17 protein-coding genes and 1 tRNA gene are annotated in these 17036 nt (G+C 65.2%); 7 read left to right on the top strand and 11 right to left on the bottom strand.

What is annotated here, in order from left to right:
• Positions 1-30 precede the first annotated feature (30 nt).
• From P4826_RS05010 to P4826_RS04970, 9 genes are all read right to left on the bottom strand, one after another.
• On the bottom strand, positions 31-1401 hold the full coding sequence (locus P4826_RS05010; protein WP_317702808.1) for a sulfate adenylyltransferase subunit 1: 1371 nt from the start codon (positions 1399-1401) through the stop codon (positions 31-33).
• The gene (gene cysD, locus P4826_RS05005; protein WP_317702807.1) at positions 1401-2333 is read right to left on the bottom strand and encodes a sulfate adenylyltransferase subunit CysD; all 933 of its coding nucleotides are present in this window, start codon (positions 2331-2333) and stop codon (positions 1401-1403) included. Before cysD ends, P4826_RS05010 begins: the two co-directional genes overlap by 1 nt.
• Before the next feature lie 64 nt (positions 2334-2397).
• On the bottom strand, positions 2398-3030 hold the full coding sequence (locus P4826_RS05000; RefSeq protein ID WP_317702806.1) for a phosphoadenosine phosphosulfate reductase domain-containing protein: 633 nt from the start codon (positions 3028-3030) through the stop codon (positions 2398-2400).
• Positions 3027-3422: a DUF934 domain-containing protein gene (locus P4826_RS04995; RefSeq protein ID WP_317702805.1), complete on the bottom strand. Its 396-nt coding sequence runs from the start codon at positions 3420-3422 to the stop codon at positions 3027-3029. The genes P4826_RS05000 and P4826_RS04995 overlap by 4 nt, the downstream gene beginning before the upstream one ends.
• Positions 3423-3449: 27 nt before the next feature.
• Positions 3450-5240 (bottom strand): nitrite/sulfite reductase, encoded by a 1791-nt coding sequence (locus P4826_RS04990; protein ID WP_317702804.1) that lies wholly within the window; start codon positions 5238-5240, stop codon positions 3450-3452.
• 168 nt (positions 5241-5408) lie between these two features.
• A complete protein-coding gene (mnmC, locus tag P4826_RS04985; protein ID WP_317702803.1) occupies positions 5409-7280 on the bottom strand; it encodes a bifunctional tRNA (5-methylaminomethyl-2-thiouridine)(34)-methyltransferase MnmC2/FAD-dependent 5-carboxymethylaminomethyl-2-thiouridine(34) oxidoreductase MnmC1 in 1872 nt (623 codons plus the stop codon).
• A 9-nt stretch (positions 7281-7289) separates the two neighbouring features.
• Complete coding sequence (locus P4826_RS04980) at positions 7290-7955, bottom strand: trimeric intracellular cation channel family protein (protein ID WP_317702802.1); 666 nt, start codon at positions 7953-7955, stop codon at positions 7290-7292.
• A gap of 281 nt (positions 7956-8236) precedes the next feature.
• A complete protein-coding gene (locus tag P4826_RS04975) occupies positions 8237-8509 on the bottom strand; it encodes an oxidative damage protection protein (RefSeq protein ID WP_317702801.1) in 273 nt (90 codons plus the stop codon).
• A 251-nt stretch (positions 8510-8760) separates the two neighbouring features.
• Complete coding sequence (locus tag P4826_RS04970; protein WP_317702800.1) at positions 8761-9699, bottom strand: lytic transglycosylase domain-containing protein; 939 nt, start codon at positions 9697-9699, stop codon at positions 8761-8763.
• Between the two features lie 64 nt (positions 9700-9763).
• Here P4826_RS04970 and P4826_RS04965 point away from each other — a divergent pair, with 64 nt between their 5' ends.
• Positions 9764-10969 (top strand): PQQ-dependent sugar dehydrogenase, encoded by a 1206-nt coding sequence (locus tag P4826_RS04965; RefSeq protein ID WP_317702799.1) that lies wholly within the window; start codon positions 9764-9766, stop codon positions 10967-10969.
• A 117-nt stretch (positions 10970-11086) separates the two neighbouring features.
• Positions 11087-11272, top strand: coding sequence for a hypothetical protein (locus P4826_RS04960; RefSeq protein ID WP_317702798.1), 186 nt, complete (start codon positions 11087-11089; stop codon positions 11270-11272).
• 10 nt (positions 11273-11282) lie between these two features.
• Here the strand turns inward: P4826_RS04960 and asd are convergent, their stop codons facing one another.
• The gene (gene asd / locus P4826_RS04955; protein ID WP_317702797.1) at positions 11283-12134 is read right to left on the bottom strand and encodes an archaetidylserine decarboxylase; all 852 of its coding nucleotides are present in this window, start codon (positions 12132-12134) and stop codon (positions 11283-11285) included.
• Between the two features lie 143 nt (positions 12135-12277).
• Here asd and P4826_RS04950 point away from each other — a divergent pair, with 143 nt between their 5' ends.
• The 5 genes from P4826_RS04950 (at position 12278) to P4826_RS04930 (ending at position 16171) form a co-directional block, all read left to right on the top strand.
• Entirely contained in the window at positions 12278-13432 is a 1155-nt protein-coding gene (locus tag P4826_RS04950; RefSeq protein ID WP_317702796.1) for an HPP family protein, read from the top strand.
• A gap of 244 nt (positions 13433-13676) precedes the next feature.
• Positions 13677-13943 carry a translation initiation factor IF-1 gene (gene infA / locus P4826_RS04945; protein WP_317702795.1) on the top strand — a complete coding sequence of 89 codons (267 nt, stop codon included), beginning with the start codon at positions 13677-13679 and terminating at the stop codon, positions 13941-13943.
• A gap of 63 nt (positions 13944-14006) precedes the next feature.
• A tRNA-Pro gene (locus P4826_RS04940) sits at positions 14007-14083 on the top strand.
• A 110-nt stretch (positions 14084-14193) separates the two neighbouring features.
• Complete coding sequence (locus P4826_RS04935) at positions 14194-15408, top strand: GGDEF domain-containing protein (protein WP_317702794.1); 1215 nt, start codon at positions 14194-14196, stop codon at positions 15406-15408.
• Between the two features lie 64 nt (positions 15409-15472).
• Entirely contained in the window at positions 15473-16171 is a 699-nt protein-coding gene (locus P4826_RS04930; protein ID WP_317703711.1) for a heparan-alpha-glucosaminide N-acetyltransferase, read from the top strand.
• A gap of 50 nt (positions 16172-16221) precedes the next feature.
• On the opposite strand, the gene P4826_RS04925 is transcribed toward P4826_RS04930, so the two are convergent.
• Complete coding sequence (locus P4826_RS04925; RefSeq protein WP_317702793.1) at positions 16222-17007, bottom strand: foldase protein PrsA; 786 nt, start codon at positions 17005-17007, stop codon at positions 16222-16224.
• Positions 17008-17036 lie beyond the last annotated feature (29 nt).

Genomic DNA, 17036 nt, shown 5'->3' with positions numbered 1-17036 from the left:
ATGGGCCAGGTGCGGAAAACTTGATGCGGGTCAATGCGCCAGTACGGCGCCTGCGGTCTTGTGGCTGGCCTGGTCCACCAGGATCAATGCGCCCAGTACCCGCGCCTGCTCAAACGCCGCCACGGGCAGGGGCTCCTGCAACACCAGCTCGACATGGCCGATGGCGTTGGGTTCCAGTTGATGCGCGCCTTCCTTGGCCAGGGTGTGGATGTTCAGGCAGTGCACCACCCGGCGCACCTTGGCCTTGACCCAGCGGTGGCCATGCAGTGCCCAATAGACGCGGCCAACCACCAGGGGCTCGTCGTCCATCCAGGCGACGGTGGCGCTGATCTCACGCCGGCCCGGCCAGGCGCTGTGTTCGACGGGGGCGTCAAAGTCATCGTCGGCCGGTGCTGCCGCGCTGGGCGCAGCGAGGATCCAGTCGCCACGCGAGACATCCACCTCCCGATCGAGGACGATGCCGGCGCTGCTGCCGGCGTCCACCCCAGTCGGCCGGCGAGCATGGTCCAGCACCTGGGCCACGACCGCCTTCTGGCCGCTGGGGAACAGGCTGACCTGCGCCCCCGGCGCCACCGAGCCCGCAGCCACGCGGCCCCAGAACACGCGCCGGCCCTGGCGCGTGTCGGCCGACGAAGAGGCGGACTTTTCCACCCATTGCACCGGAAAGGCCAGCGGCAGTTGCGTGTCCGCCGGTGTGTGTGGCAGCAGTTCCAGGACTTGCAGCAGGCTGTGGCCCTGGTAGCCGCACCAGCCCGGATGGGGGTTGACCACGTTCCAGCCCTTGAGCGCCGAGACGGGCACGGTGGCGGCGACCTGGATGCCCGCGTCCTGTGCAAAGCGCAGCAGCGCCGCGCGGATGTTGGTGAAGGCCAGCGACGGGTCGGCCACGGCGTCGAGTTTGTTCACCGCAAACACCAGCGAATGCACGCGCAGCAGGTGCACCAGCAGGCTGTGGCGGCGCGTTTGCACCAGCAGTTCGAGCTGCGGGTTCTGCCAGTCGAGCTTGGTGGCATCGACCAGCACCACGGCCGCGTCGGCCTGCGAAGCTGCCGTAACCATGTTGCGCGTGTACTGCTCGTGGCCGGGGGCATCGCCGATGATGAATTTCCGCTCCTCGGTGGCGAAGTAGCGATACGCCACGTCGATGGTGATGCCCTGCTCGCGCTCGGACGACAGGCCGTCGGTGAGCTGCGCCAGATCCACCTCGCCCGAGCGCGTCACGCCCGCCAGGTGATCCTGCAGCACGGCGCGGCTATCGACCAAGAGGCGCCCGATCAGCGTGCTCTTGCCGTCATCGACGCTGCCGCAGGTGATGAAGCGCAGAGCGGAAATATGATCGTTTATGGAGTTTTCGCCTGTAGATACGGCGCTAGCAGCTATTGTTTCGATAGTTTTTGTCATTAGAAGTACCCGTCTTTCTTGCGCTTTTCCATGCTCGCTTCGCTGGTCTTGTCGTCCATGCGCGTGGCGCCGCGTTCGCTCACCTCGGCGGCCAGGGTTTCGATCACGATCTCGGCCGCGCTGGCGGCGGGGCTTTCCACCGGGCAGGTGCAGGTGATGTCGCCCACGGTGCGAAAGCGCACGGTGCGCGTCTCCACCTGCTCGCCGTCCTTGGCCGGGGTCAGCGGCGTCACCGGTACCAACAGGCCTCGGCGCTCGACCACCTGGCGCTGGTGCGCGTAGTACAGCTGGGGCAGGCCAATCTGCTCGCGCGCGATGTACTGCCACACGTCCAGCTCGGTCCAGTTGCTGATGGGGAAGACGCGGAAATGCTCGCCCGGGGCGATGCGGGTGTTGAACAGCGTCCACAGCTCGGGTCGCTGCGCCTTGGGCTGCCATTGGCCAAAGCTGTCGCGGTGGGAAAAGATGCGCTCCTTGGCGCGCGCCTTTTCCTCGTCGCGGCGCGCGCCGCCGATCAGTGCGTCGAAGCGAAACTCTTCGATGGCCTCCAGGAGCGTGACCGACTGGTGCACGTTGCGGCTCTCGCCCGGGTGCGAAAGGCGCACCGTGCCGCGTGCCATGGAGTCTTCGACGCTGCGCACGATGAGTTCGGCTCCCAATTCCTTGGCGCGAAAGTCGCGAAAGTCGGTCACCTCGGGGAAGTTGTGCCCGGTGTCGATCATCAAGAGCGGGTAGGGAATGTTGCCGGCGCCAAAGGCTTTTTCGGCGCAGCGCAGCATGACCAGCGAATCCTTGCCGCCCGAGAACAGCAGGGCCGGGCGCTCAAAAGCGGCGGCGACTTCGCGCAGGATGAAGATGGTTTCTTCTTCGAGCGCATCGAGGTGGCGGTTGCTGAGCTGGCTGAGCACTTGGGGGTCAACACGGGCGTTCATGGGAGTATCCATTCAAATTCGGTTGTAGCACTGATGGGTAAAGCGCTGATAGCTATCATTTTTATCAGTGCGCCAGGTGCAGGCCGCATTCGCGCTGCTCCTCGCCCTTGGTCGGGTCCACGTAGTCAAAGTTGTTCGGCAGGCCGTGGATTTCGCAGTACTGGTACAGGTCCTTGGACGACCAGTGCAGGAGCGGCGCCACCTTGATCAGACCGTCGGGGTTGATGCTGACGGGCTCCATCTGCGCACGCACGGCGCTGTCGCTGGCGCGCAGCGCCGTGAACCAGACCTGCGGTGCCTGCTCGCGCAGGGCGCGGGCGAAGGGCTCCAGCTTTACTTCCTGCGTGAAGGACTCGTGGCGCGGGTCATCCAGCGCGGGCGTGGGGCCTTCGACGGCCTCGCGGTGCGCGCGCGTGCGCAGCGGCAGGTAGGTTTTCAGGTTCAAGCCCAGCCGGCGCGTGACCTCGTCGGCGTAGCGGTAGGTGGCCTCGGTGTTGTAGCCGTTGTCCATCCAGACCACGGGCATGTCGGGCTGCACCCGGGTGACCAGGTGCAGGATGACGGCTTCAAACGGACGGAAATTGGTCGTCACGATGGCGTTTTTGCCCAGGCCCAGCGCCCAGCGCGTCAGGCCGGCGGCGTCGCGGCCCAGTTCGGCGTTGACGCGCGCAAGTTCTGCAGGGGTGACGGCACTCATGCGGCCTCCCGGGCAAAGAGCGGGCGCGGCTCGTTCACATCGCCCTGGTAGAAGGCAGCAAAACGGGCGAACTGGCGCTCGGCCGCGCTGGCATCCACGCCGCCTGCCAGCACGGCGCTGCTAAAGCCACTGCGGTGCATGTGCACCAGCTGGTCTATCAGCACATCGCCCGTGGCGCGGATGTCGCCCGCAAATTGGTAGCGCCGGCGCAGCAGCAGGGCCTGGCTGTAGGCGCGCCCGTCGGTGAACTTCGGAAACTGCAGCTCGATGCGTTCTACGCCCTGCAGCGCACCGCTGGCGTGCAGCGCGGCCAGGTCGGCGTCGTTAGCGATTTGCAAGACATTTTCGGCATTTTCGCCCGTAGGTACTGCGTTAGCAGATATTATTTTCATAGCAGTAATTCTCGTGGGAACGGGGCTTCAAGCCGGCAGGGCTTCTTCGGCCAGCTTGGGGTGGCGCGCGCCATTGGCCGCTTGCTTGAACGGGTCGTGGCCGATGCGGCGCAGGGCGTCGATGAAGTATTCGCCCGGCTGGCGCAGCTTGCGGTAGGTTTGCAGCACGGCCTCGATCACGTCGGGTACCTCGGCGGCGGTGAACGCAGGGCCGACGACCTTGCCGCCAATCGAGGGGCCGGACAGCCGCGTGCCGTCGGCACCGCCCAGCGTCACCTGGTACCACTCCTTGCCGTCCTTATCGACGCCCAGAATGCCGATATGGCCGCTGTGATGGTGGCCGCAGCTGTTGATGCAGCCGCTCATGTGCAGGTCGATGGGGCCGATGTCCAAGAGCTCGTCCAGGTCCTGGTAGCGCTCGGTGACCGCGTGGGCGATGTGCAGCGAGCGCGCATTGGCCAGCGAGCAAAAATCCCCGCCCGGGCAGGCGATCATGTCGGTCAAGAGGCCGATATTGGCCTGCGCCAGGCCGAGCTTGCGCGCCGCCTCGTACAAGGCGGGCAGGTCAGACTCGAACACCCAGGGTAGCAGCAGGTTTTGCTCGTGCGTCAGGCGTGCTTCCGATGCGCTGAACTGCTCGGCCAGCTCGGCCAGGGCCTCCAGGGTTGCGGCGTCGGCGTCGCCCGGGGCAAAGCCGCTGCGCTTGAACGACAGCGTCACGGTCTTCATGCCCGCCAGCCGGTGGCCGCGCACGTTCTGCGCCAGCCAGCGCTGGTAGAGCTGGCCCTGCGGGTTCACTTGGCTGGGCAGATTGGCGGGCTTCAATTCAGGGATGACGAAGTGGCTGGCCACGCGGTCAAATTCGGCCTGGGTGATGCGGTGCGGTGCGCCGTCCTGCTCGACGATGGCCTGGTATTCCTTCTCCACCGCATCGATATAGGCCTGGCCCTCGCTCTTGACCAGAATCTTGATGCGCGCCTTCCACTTGTTGTCGCGCCGGCCGTAGCCGTTGTACACGCGCACGATGGCCTCGATGTAGTTGAGCAGTTCGGCCCAGGGCAGGAATTCGCGCACCACCGAGCCGACGATGGGCGTGCGCCCCATGCCTCCGCCCACCAGCACGCGAAAACCCACCTCGCCCGCGTCGTTTTTGAGCGCCTGCAGGCCGATGTCATACCAGCCAATGGCGGCGCGGTCTTCCTCGGCACCGTTGAAGGCGATCTTGAACTTGCGCGGCAGGTAGCTGAACTCGGGGTGCAGCGAGCTCCACTGGCGCGTGATCTCGGCAAACGGGCGGCAATCGACGATGCTGTCCTGGGCAATGCCCTCCCAGGCGTCGCAGGTGATGTTGCGGATGTCGTTGCCGCTGGTCTGGATGCCGTGCATGGAGACGCTGGCCAGCAGGTCCATCACGTCGGCCGCGCGGGTGATGGGAATCCAGTTGAACTGGCAGTTGGTGCGCGTGGTGAAGTGGCCATAGCCGTATTGCAGCGCTGGTGCGGCCAGGGTGGCGCCGGGCTGGCTGGCCTCCAGGGCGTCTTGCGTGGCCTGGGCGCTGGCCAGCAGCTCAGGGCTGGGGCGGTCGTACTCGCGCGCAATATGGCCCAGGGTGCGCAGCTGCAGGCTGCTGATCTCGCCGTAGGGCACGGCAATGCGCGCCATGGGGGCGTAGCGCTGGATGTACCAGCCGTTTTGCAGGCGCAGCGGCAGCATCTGCTCGTCGCTGAGTTCGCCTTTTTGCCAGCGCTCTAACTGGTCGCGGAACTGCTGGGCGCGCAGCTTGACGAATTGCTTGTCGAAGTCGGTGTATTGGTACATGGTGGGCCGTGGGGCGATTCAATCGTTGCACCACCGGGCCCTTTTGGCGCGCCCAGCAGCGGGGATGGGCGGGACTGTAAAAGGCAGTCTTATAAAAACAAACGAATATTTAGAACTTCATATATGCATAAATGTGCATATGAAACGGAATGTCGAGGTTCGCTCGGGCTATAGCCGCTCCGTGCCCATGGCGCGCGCCAGCTTGGTCTCGACCGGCAATGGTTCGCCCATCAGGCGCGCCGCCAGCAGTTCGGCGCAGAGCACGGCACGTGTCAATCCGCGCGCGCCCATGGCGGTGCTGATCCACAGGCCGGGCAGGGCGGCTGCATCCACCGGGCCGACGATGGGCATGCGGTCTTGCGAGGTGCAGCGCACGCCCGACCAGGCGCGCAGGTCGCCGCCGGGCGCAAAGGCCGGGCGCAGCGTGGCCGCGGCGGTGGGCACCAGGGCCTGCAGGCGCTGCCAGTTATGCATGTGGGCGTCGGCTTGTTCGGCGATGGTCATCGGCAGGCGTTCCACATCGCGCTCAAAGGTTGCGCCCATATGCCACGCCAGAGCCCCTTCGCAGGGCACATGGGCCATGAGCGCGCCGCCGCCGTTGACGGCAAAGGGTGGCAGGCCGGGTGCCGGCTCGGGTTGCAGACCCCAGCTCATCTGGCCGCGCACCGACTGCAGCGGCAGCCGTGGGCCGGCCAGTTGCGCCAGCAGGGCGTTGCTCGCCGGGCCAGCGGCCACGACCACCAGCTCGGCCTCGGCCAGCACGGCGCCTGTGCCGTCCAGCACCTGCCAAAGGCTGGGGGAGGTGTGCTGCAGCCGTGCCACGGGGCTGTTCGGGCGCAAGGCGATGCCGGGCTGCGCCAGCAGCCGGGCGATCAAACGCGCCGGGCACACCCAGCCGGCGCGGGTGTGCCAGCAAGCGCTTGTGTCCAGGGGCAGGCCGGCGGCGGCCAGGTGATCGGCGCCTGCCGCCTGACTCCAGTCCGTGCCCGGGCCATCGGCCCAGGCGGCGGGCAAGCCCAGTTCGCCGGCGGGGCGGCGCTCAAGCACCCCGGCCGGGTTCCAGTCCACGCCCGCCTGCAAGAGCGCACCAGACTGCTGCAGCATGGCACGCACGCCGGCGCGTGAGACGCGGGCAAACAGGTTGTCGTCGGGCGACAAGTGCGGCGCAAACAGCCCCACCGGCAGGCCGGAGGCGCCAGCAGCAGGGGTCCTGGCAGCATCGAGCAGCGTGACCTGCCAGCCACGGCGCGCCAGGCTGGCGGCAGCTGTGGCCCCGGCCAGGCCCGCGCCCAGCACCAGGCAGCGTGCCGGCTGGGTGAATTCGGGCGCCTGGCGGCTGCTGCGCGGCTGCCAGTGCGGGTCGTAGCAGGCGCGCAGGTTGTCGCGCTTGGGAGGCAGGCCGGGCACCATCTCCACCTGGAAGCCACATTGCGTGAGCGCATCGCGCACGCTGCGCGCCACTGTCCACGTCGCCAGCCGCGTGCCACGGCGGCAGTGGCGCGCCATGGCCTTGAGGGTTTCCGGGCTCCAGATCGCTGGGTTGCGCTGCGGGTTGAAGCCGTCGAGGTACACCGCGTCCACTTCCCACAGCTGCTGGCGTAGCAGCGCCTGGGCGTCGCCAATGCATAGCGTCAGCAGCACATGCCCATCGTCAAGCCATAGCCGGTGGATGCCGGGCAGCAGGCCCCAGTACTGGGCGTGCAGCTCCTGGGCGAGGTCGGCCAACTCTGGGTGGCGCTGGGCCGCGCGCAGCAGGTCGTCAGCCGACACCGGCCAGGCCTCGAGCGAAACAAAATGCAGCAGGCGCGGGCGGGCCGGGTCGGCGCGCCAGGCGGCCCAGGTGGCCAGGAAGTTCAGGCCAAAGCCAAAGCCGGTCTCCAAAATGCGCCACTGCTGCGCCCCGGCCCACGCCGCTGGCAGACCGCAGCCGTGCAGAAACACGTCGCGCGCCTGGGCCAAGCCCTGTTCGCCGTGGTAGCGATCGTCAAAACGGGTGCTGTAAGGGGTGCCGTCAGGCAGCCAGGCGATGGTTTCGGACATGGATGTGTGTCATTCCCAGCGCTGCTGGTAGGAGAACACCGGCAGCCGCCAATGCCAGCGAATGGCCGCCAGCCGCAACGCCAGGCCACCGACAAAGCACACGGCGGTGCTCAGGTTGTGTTCCACATCCCAGGCGCGCAGCGCCAGGAACAGCAGGCATACGGCCATGGAGACGCTGGCGTAGAGCTCGCGCCGGAACACCACCGGTACCTGGTTGCACAGCACGTCACGCAGGATGCCGCCGCTGATGCCGGTGATCATGCCGCTCATGACCACCACCACCGTGGGGTAGTCCAGCTCCAGCGCCACGCTGCAGCCGATCAGCGAGAACGCGATCAACCCAAGTGCGTCCAGCCACAGAAACAGCTGCTTGAGGTGGTGCATGAAGCGCGCCACCACGGTGGTCAGCAGGCCGGCGGCAATCACCAGGTACACGTATTCGGGGTGCTGCGTCCAGCCGATCGGGAAGTGGCCCAGCACCATGTCGCGTATGGTGCCGCCGCCCAGGGCAGTGACGAAGGCGATCACCGTCACGCCAAAGACATCCATGTTGCGCCGCCCGGCCGCCAGTGCACCGGACATGGCCTCGGCCGTGATGGCCAGCAGGTAGATCACCAGCATGAAGCTGATCTGCGAGGTTTGGAACGATTCCAGCAGGGAGGCCGATGGAAGCACGGTGATCTTTGGGAGTTCGGGGTCTGCACAAGGTCTGCGCCGCTGCCGAAGAAGTGGTTTTGGCGAAACCACTTCTGGCAAGGCTTCACTGTGTTACGCCTTGGGCGGGACATAGCCCGCCGCAGCGTCTGCGCCACTGCCGAAGAAGTGGTTTTGGCGAAACCACTTCTGGCAAGGCTTCACTGTGTTACGCCTTGGGCGGGACATAGCCCGCCGCAGCGTCTGCGCCGCTGCCGAAGAAGTGGTTTTGGCGAAACCACTTCTGGCAAGGCTTCACTGTGTTACGCCTTGGGCGGGACATAGCCCGCCGCAGCGTCTGCGCCGCTGCCGAAGAAGTGGTTTTCCATCTGGCGGGCCAGGTATTGGCGGGCGCGGGCGTCGGCCAGGTTGAGGCGGTTTTCATTCACCAGCATGGTCTGGTGCTTGAGCCAGTCGCCCCAGGCCTGTTTGCTCACGTTTTCGAAGATGCGCTTGCCCAGTTCACCGGGGTAGGGCGGGAAGTCGAGGCCCTGGGCTTCCTTGTCGAGTTTGATGCAATGGACGGTACGTGCCATGGAGTGCTTTCTGAGTGAATGGGGTGGAAATAGGACACTGAACGCTACTGCGTTGAGTTGGAAGGCCGGCGTTCAGCGTTGGGGATAGGTGGCCTTGATCAGCAGCACCAAGGCAACGCTGGCCTTCGTGAAAAGTTGCCGTGACTTTATCAAGTTTCGTGTTGCCGACGCCCTGAGTGAGGTCATGGCACTGGTGGTTTTGTCACCGTGGTCAGCGCAGTATCCTGCGCCAGCGGCCGGCGCCACTGTCGCTATTGAGGCCGGAGTACCAGCCGAATGCGTTCGAGTGCCGGCGAAGGCTGCGTGACGGTGCGATCGAACGGGTGTATGGCAGTGCCGACGGCCTTCAGGATGCGCTGCACATAGGCTCGCGTTTCCAGGTAAGGGGGCACGCCGCGGTAGCGCTCCACCTTGCCTTCACCGGCGTTGTATGCGGCTGCCACCAGCGCCACATCACCCTCGAAATAGGCCAGCAGCCAGCGCAGGTATGACAATCCGCCCCGGATGTTCTGCGCCGGGTCATAGGGGTTCTTGACCTGAAAGCGCTCGCTGGTCTCTGGAATCAGCTGCATCAATCCCTGCGCATTCTTGGGTGATAGCGCTTGGGGGTTGAAGTTCGACTCGGCGGCAATGATGGCCAGAGCCAACTGCGGCTCGACCTGGTACTGAGGCGCCATCTTGTGCACCATCTCGACGATCTTGCGCGGTGCAATTGCCTGGTAGTCCACGCCAGGTGGAGCTGCCTTGGTTGTTGCCTGTGGTGCCGGGCGCATGCACCCGGGCATCTTGCCGGTGCTGCCGCCAACGACCTGCAACATGCGTGCGGCGACGTCCAGCCCCTGCTCGGCTGCCGCGTGAAAGAAGAAGGCTGCCGTTTCGTCGTCGCGTGCCACGCCGCGCCCATGGGCATACATCCATCCAAGGTTGTACTGGGCCACCATATCGCCAAGCCGCGCGCTCTCGCAGTACAGCGCTGCGGCCCGGGCCGTATCGCGTGTCACTCCCTCGGCGTGTTCGTAGGCGATGGCCTGCTCGCGCAGGCTGGTGGCCAGGGCGCCGTCGCCCGTAGCGCGCTGCGCCGATGCCGCGCTTGCGGGCGCGGCGCAGAACAAGGCCACCGACAGCGGGGCAAGAATCGAGAGGCTCGGCGTCATGGCTTTGAGTATGCGCGTCTTTGTGGCGTACGTCATGTCGGCGCGGATTATGCCGGCCGCGGCATTTGCCAGAATGGGGCCATAGCCCGGGAGTCACGTCATGCGCCGACCTGCCAGCCACCGCCCCAACCTTGCTCATCTTGTTCGCTCGCCCCTGCGCGGGGTGGCTGCATTCGCGCTGGCCAGTACCGCGCTGGCCCAGTCCGCAGCGCTAGGCGTGCAGCACCATCGCGCCCCGCGCATCGTGGCGCACACCGTGGTTGAAGGGCTGGAGCACCCCTGGGCCGTGGCCTTTTTGCCCGATGGCCGCTATCTCATCAGTGAACGCCCGGGCCGGCTGCGCGTGGCCACGCCCGAGGGGCGCCTGCTGGCGCCCATCACCGGGCTGCCCGCCATTGCCAGCGGCGGCCAGGGCGGGCTGCTCGACGTGGCGCTGGACAGCGACTTCACAAGCAACCGCAGGCTGTACTTCTGCTTTTCCGAGCCTGGCAGTGGTGCCGACCAGGGTAAGAACAGCACGGCGCTGGCGCGGGCGCGGCTGTCTCAGGACGACCGGCGGCTGGAAGACCTGCAGGTCATCTTTTCGCAGCGCCCCAAGATCGCCAGCCGCCTGCATTTCGGCTGCCGCATCGTCGAGCGCCGGGTTGGCGGTCGGGGCGATGGCACATTGTTTCTGACGCTGGGCGAGCGCTTCAGCGAGAAAGACCAGGCGCAGAACCTGCAAAGCCACCTGGGCAAGATCGTGCGCGTGGGCAAGGACGGGCGCGTGCCGCCCGACAACCCCTTCGTGGGCCGCGACTCTGTCTGGCCCGAGATCTGGAGCCTGGGCCACCGCAACCTGCAGGGCGCCGCGCTGGCGCCCGACGGCGCGCTGTGGACGCACGAGCACGGCCCCCAGGGTGGCGACGAGGTCAACCGCCCCGAGCCAGGGAGGAACTACGGCTGGCCCGTGATCACCTATGGCGTGAACTACGGTGGCGGCTCGATTGGTGCAGGCATCACCCACCACGCCGGCATGGAGCAGCCGCTGCATTACTGGGTGCCATCGATTGCGCCCTCGGGCATGGCCTTCATCACCAGTGATCGCTATGGCCCGGCGTGGCAGGGCAGCCTGGTGGTGGGCGCGCTCAAGAGCCGCATGCTTGAACGCCTGAGCGTGCGGGGCGGCCAGGTCACCGCCACCGAACCCTTGCTGCCGCAACTGGCACAACGTGTGCGGGACGTGCGCCAGGGCCCGGACGGCTGGCTGTACCTGCTGACCGACGAGGATCCCGGGCAACTGTTGCGGCTGCAACTCGCACCGTGATCGTTGCGGCCCGATCAACCCTTTCGACTAAGATGGCACGCCATGGAGATCATCCAAACCCCCATTGAAGGCGCCGACCAACCAGAGGTAATTTGGGGTTGGTCCAGGCAATTTCGCATGCCCGTTTTCAAGCCGGGTACGCGTGTCAAGCGTGCAGGCAGTTGGGAAACCGTGAGCCATGTAACGCTGCGGCGCAATGATCTGGCCGTGTATCTGGTGGGCAGTACCGAGGCCGTTGATCCCATGGAGCTGGAGTTGGAGCCGACGGTGTTTACCACCGAGCGCGTACCCGGGGCGTATTGACGTTTCTCAGTCAGCCAGCGCTGTGCTGCGCCATGGCCTGACCCAGGCGCACGGGGCGCTCCGCAGCCCAGCCTGGCTCAAACTGTATGGCGCTGCGCGCAAACAGCAGCACCACGGTGGAGCCAAGCAAAAAACGACCCATTTCATCGCCCTGGCGCAGCGTGATTTGCTGATCCGAATAGTCCCAGCGGCGCGGCTGGCCGGTGCGTGGTGGATTCACCTGACCATGCCACACGGTGGCCATGCTGCCGACAATCGTGGCCCCCACCAGCACCAGGGCCATGGGGCCGAGCGGGGTGTCAAAAATGCACACCACGCGCTCGTTGCGCGCAAACAGACCGGGCACGCCGCGCGCCGTTGTCGGGTTGACCGAAAACAGCGCACCAGGCACATGCTCCATGCTGAGCAAACGGCCATCGACCGGCATATGGATGCGGTGATAGTCGCGCGGGCTCAAATAGATGGTGGCGAAATGGCCATCCTCAAATTGCGCCGCCAGTTGCGCATTGCCGCCCAGCAGGGCGGTGGTGGAGTAGTGGTGGCCCTTGGCCTGAAAAATCTGGTCACGTTCTATCGGGCCCAGCTGACTCACCGCCCCATCCACCGGGCACACCACGGCTGCATCGGCCAGGGGGCGCAGGCCGGGGCGCAGTGCGCGCGTGAAGAAATCGTTGAAGCTCGCGTAGCCGGTGATGTCGGGCTCGGCAGCCTCACTCATGTCAACGCGGTAGCGCGCCACGAATCGGCGGATTGCGGCCGTGGTCAGGCTGCCGGCATGTGCCGAGGCCAACCGGCCGGCAAGGGTGGTGAGCAGTTGTTTGGGCAGCAGATACTGCGGAAGCACGGCGAGGCGGTCAGACACGTAGCGGCAATCTTTGGCAAAAATAGCCAGGCCATTCTATAGAGTGATCGGGCCTGATCTGACCAGCCCAATAACCATGCCGGCACATTGCCGACAAGCCGCATTGATAATGCGCGGCCCCGCGCGGTGCGGCTTGCCTTTCCATGTTTTTGCCACCATCCCAGAACCCCGGTAACGAGCCTGGCGCCAGCCGTGCGCTGGTGTGGTTGCGCCTGTTCAAACCTGCGCGCGTGCGCATCAACCAGCGCGAGCGCTGGCGCATGGTGTTGGGCATGGTCATGTGCATCGCCGTGGTTGCGCTGTTCGCACAGTCGTTGGGCATGGCCTCGTCTCCACCGTGGATGGTGGCTTCGCTGGGGGCGAGTGCAGTGCTGATCATTGCCTTGCCCTCCAGTCCATTGGCGCAACCCTGGCCGGTGCTCGCGGGAACTGTCCTGTCCTATCTCGTGGGCGTGGCCTGTGCGGCGCTCGTACCCAGCCTGTCCTTGGCCAGCGGCCTGGCCGTCGGCCTGTCCGTGGCGGTGATGCTGGCCCTGCGCTGCCTGCACCCGCCGGGCGGAGGCATGGCGTTGTTTGCCGTGCTGCATCCACACGACAGCACGGCTGCAGCGGCATTGCCGGTGGCCTTCAACGTGCTGGCCTTGGTGCTGGCGGGCATGGCCTTCAATCACCTGACGGGCCGCAGCTACCCCCATGCGCAGGCCACGCCGCCGTCAACGCGCAAGGAATCTGGCGCCTTCACGTCGGCTGACCTCGATGACGCACTGTCACATTACAACCAGGTGCTGGACGTCAGTCGCGACGATCTGGAGGGCCTGCTGCATCTGGCCGGCAAGGCAGCGTTTCAGCGCACCCTGGGCGAGCTGCGCTGCCGGCAGATCATGTCGGCGCCCGTGCATGTGGTGGTGGCCGATACGCCGCTGAAGGATGCCTGGGCATTGATGCGCAAACAAGCCATCAAGGCCCTGCCGGTGGTGGACGAGCAGCAGGCGGTCATCGGCATCGTAACCATGGCCGACTTCATGCGGCTGGCCAATCTGGAGGTGCATGAGGGCATGGGGCAGCGCCTGCGTACGCTCATCCTGGGGCGGCCCAAACGGCCCGAGCAGGTGCAGGGCTTGATGTCGGCGCCGGTACTGCAGGTGCTGGCCGAGCAGCATGTGATGGATCTGGTGCCGCTGTTTTCTGATGCGGGGCACCATCACATCCCGGTGGTGAACGAGGAGCAGCAGCTGGTTGGCATCATCACCCAGTCCGATCTCGTGAAAACATTGGCTGCAGCTGTAACGCAAACCTAGGTGCAAGCCAGCGCATCGCAGTACAATGCTCGGCTTCGTACATAGCGCCGCGCTTGGCCATTGAAGCTGCCGTTACCCGGTCTGTTGGCATCCAGCCATCGGGTTTGCGACTCCCCTGCCTGTACCAGCACTGTGTCAGCACTTTGCGCCGGGTTCCTGAAGGGCCTGCGATCGCTGGCTATGGTTGCGCAGGACTTTCCATGAGCGCCGCCACAGACATTTGTTATCTAGAGATTGACCACATATGGCCAAAGAAGAGCTGATCGAGATGCAGGGCAGCGTCACCGAAGTCCTGCCAGACTCGCGTTTTCGCGTGACCCTGGACAACGGGCACCAGTTGATCGCCTACACCGGCGGCAAGATGCGCAAGCACCATATCCGCATTCTTGCCGGCGACAAGGTGTCGCTGGAGATGTCGCCCTACGACCTGACCAAGGGCCGTATCACCTTCCGCCACCTGGCCGGACGCGGCCCTGGGCCGGGCACGGGTGCTCCGCCGGCCAGGCGTTGATGGCGACAAAAATCGCGCCGTTCGCCTGTGAACCATGGTTTGGCAGGTTAGAATGCCAGCTGTCGGAGCGTAGCGCAGCCTGGTAGCGCATCTGCTTTGGGAGCAGAGGGTCGCGAGTTCGAATCCCGCCGCTCCGACCAATAAAATCAAGGGCTTGCATCTTATTGGTGCAAGCCCTTTTGGTTTTTGGCTGCGCTTTGGGTGTGTCTCAGAAATGACATTCACTCGTGAGTGTCGGTGTCTTGCCGTCATGCTGGGTGTGTTCGTCTGCCATACTTTCCGCCCAAAGCAGAAGGGAGCGGTGTTGCAGCAAGACAATCCACCATCATCGGGCCTGATTCGGAGGGCAATGGATGCGCTGTTGACCACCGATCGTGATCAGCGCATTCGTCTTTCGATGAGCGTGATGGCGGCCTTGCTGATGCTGTGTTGTATTGCCGCGCTGCAGCTGGTGGCGGCCGCGGGTCTGGCTGATGCCGGACATGTGCATTGGTTCAGCGTGGTGTGCTCCCTTGGCCTGATTGCCGTGTATTGGCTCATTCGCAGTGGCTACAGCCAGCGCTGGGAAGACCCGGCCCTGACGTTCCTCCAGATCGTTTCATCCGTAACGTGCACTGCCGTGGCCTATGTGATTGCCGGATCGGCGCGCGGCATCACGCTGCCGATCCTGGCGGTGATCCTGATTTTTGGCGTGTTTGGGCTGTCGCCACGGCAGATGCTGTTTGTGTTGTTCTACGGCATTGCAGTGTTTGGCGTCGCCCTGTCGGTGGCCCAATGGGGCCTGGCTCATGGGAGCCAGCCGTTGGCACTGACGGCGGCTTACATGGTGATGATTGTGGTGATGCTGGCGAGTTGCACGTTCATCAACCTGCGTGTGCTGGCCTCGCGCAAGCGCAAGCTGGAGCTCGCGCAAGCGGCGGCCAACGAGCGCGAGCGGGCCATTCGCGATGAACTGACCGGCCTGCACAACCGGCGTTTCATGCTGGAGATCATGCACCTGGAAGGCGCGCGGGTGCAGCGCAACCACCAGCCCCTGCTGATAGCCCAGCTGGATCTGGATCATTTCAAGCACATCAACGACACCCACGGCCATGATGCCGGGGATCAGGTGCTGGCCGCGTTTGCCCGGACGGTGGCGGGCTACATTCGGTCCACCGATATCCTGGCGCGCTGGGGCGGTGAGGAATTCGTGTTGCTGATGGTCAATACGGCGGCGGACAACGGTGTCGCTCTGCTCGAGCGTGTGCGTGCCGCGGTGCAGGAGTCAGTGCTGGTGATGGCGGCGGGTGCCAGTATCCGGGTGACCGTTTCCATCGGTGTGGCGCAGCTGCAGACGGGGCATGAAACACCCATTGGCTTGCTGCGCCGCGCCGACGAGGCTTTGTATGCGGCGAAGGCCCAGGGGCGCAACCGCGTCGTCCTTGCAGACCAAACGTTACTGGAAACGACCGTTGCCACGGGTTGATCCTGGGCCGCGCGGCGGCAGCGCCGCCCGCCATGACCTGGTCGATGCCTTGCGCGGCCTGGCCATGGTGTGGATGACGGTGTTTCATTTCTGCTTCGACCTGAGCCACTTTGGCTACTGGCAGCAGGACTTCCTTGGCGATCCATTCTGGACCGTACAGCGCACCCTGATCGTCAGCCTGTTTCTGTTGTGCGCCGGCATGGGTCAGGCCGTGGCCTGGCACAGGCGGCTGGCGTGGCCGCGGTTCTGGCGGCGCTGGGGGCAGATCGCAGCCTGTGCGCTCTTGGTCACGGTCGGTTCCTACCTGATGTTTCCACGCAGTTTCATTTATTTTGGCGTGCTGCACGGCATGGCGGTGATGCTGCTCTTCGCGCGCTTGACCGCGGGCTGGGGACGCTGGCTGTGGCCAATGGGCCTGCTGGCCGTGGCCTTGCCCTGGTTGGCGGGGTGGGCTTTGGAGGGGCCGCTTGCCGGACTGGCCGAGACGTTCAATGGCCGTGCGCTGAACTGGCTCGGCTGGGTGACGCACAAACCCTTCACCGAGGACTATGTACCCCTGTTCCCCTGGTTGGGCGTGATGTGGTGGGGCATGGCGGGCGGGCAATGGCTGCTCGCTCGGCGGCCCCACTGGCTTGCCTGGGCCATGCCGGGCACCGGCGTGGCGCTGGCGGTGCTGGGCCGCTACAGCCTGAGCTATTACATGCTGCACCAGCCGGTGATGATGGGCGCCCTGATGCTGGTGGGCTGGTTCATGCAGCCGTAAAAAACGCGGCCACCAGGGCCGCGTTGTTGGGTGCGCAGAGGCGCGGTGCGTCACTCCACCTTGGCCTTGGCGCGCAGGTCTTCCTGGAACTTGGCCAGTTTTTGCTGCTGCAGCTGCTGGGCAATCTGGGGCTTGACCTCGTCGATCTTGGGCAACTGGGCCTCGCGCACGTCGTCCAGGCGGATGATGTGCCAGCCAAACTGGCTCTTCACGGGGGTCTGGGTCAGCTTGCCTTTTTCCAGCTTGACCAGGGCTTCGGTGAACTCGGGCACGTAGCTGCTCGGGTTGGCCCAGTCCAGGTCGCCGCCACGGGCGCCGGATCCGGGATCCTTGGACTGCTTCTTGGCGATCTCTTCGAACTTGCCGCCCTTCTTCAGCGCCGCGATGATGGCCTTGGCCTCGTCCTCCTTTTCCACCAGGATATGGCTGGCCTTGTATTCCTTGCCGGCGTTGGCGGCAGCAAACTTGTCGTACTCGGCCTGGATCTCGGCGTCGGTGACGGGGTTGGTCTTCTGGAAGTCCACGAACAGCTCACGGATCAGGATGGTCTGGCGCGCCAGCTCCATTTGCGCCTTGTAGTCAGACGTCGCCTCCAGGCCGCGCTTTTGCGCTTCCTGCATGAAGATCTCACGGGCGATGACTTCTTCCTTGATCTGGTTTTCCATCTCGGGAGAGATGGGGCGGCCCGAGCGTTCCACCTGTTGTTTCAGGGTTTCGACACGTTCCTTGGGAACGGCCTTGCCATTGACGATGGCGAGGTTTTGTGCGGCAACGGGCAAAGCCATCGTGCCCAGCACGGCTGCGGCCACGAGGCCGGACAAGAGCGATTTCTTCATTGGAGATCCACAGGGAGAAAACAAGTCTG

The organism is Diaphorobacter limosus, assembly GCF_033100095.1.
In the GTDB taxonomy this organism is placed as follows: domain Bacteria; phylum Pseudomonadota; class Gammaproteobacteria; order Burkholderiales; family Burkholderiaceae_C; genus Alicycliphilus; species Alicycliphilus limosus.
Note: the sequence above shows the minus strand (reverse complement) of the source record. Positions and strands in the feature narration are given on the sequence as shown.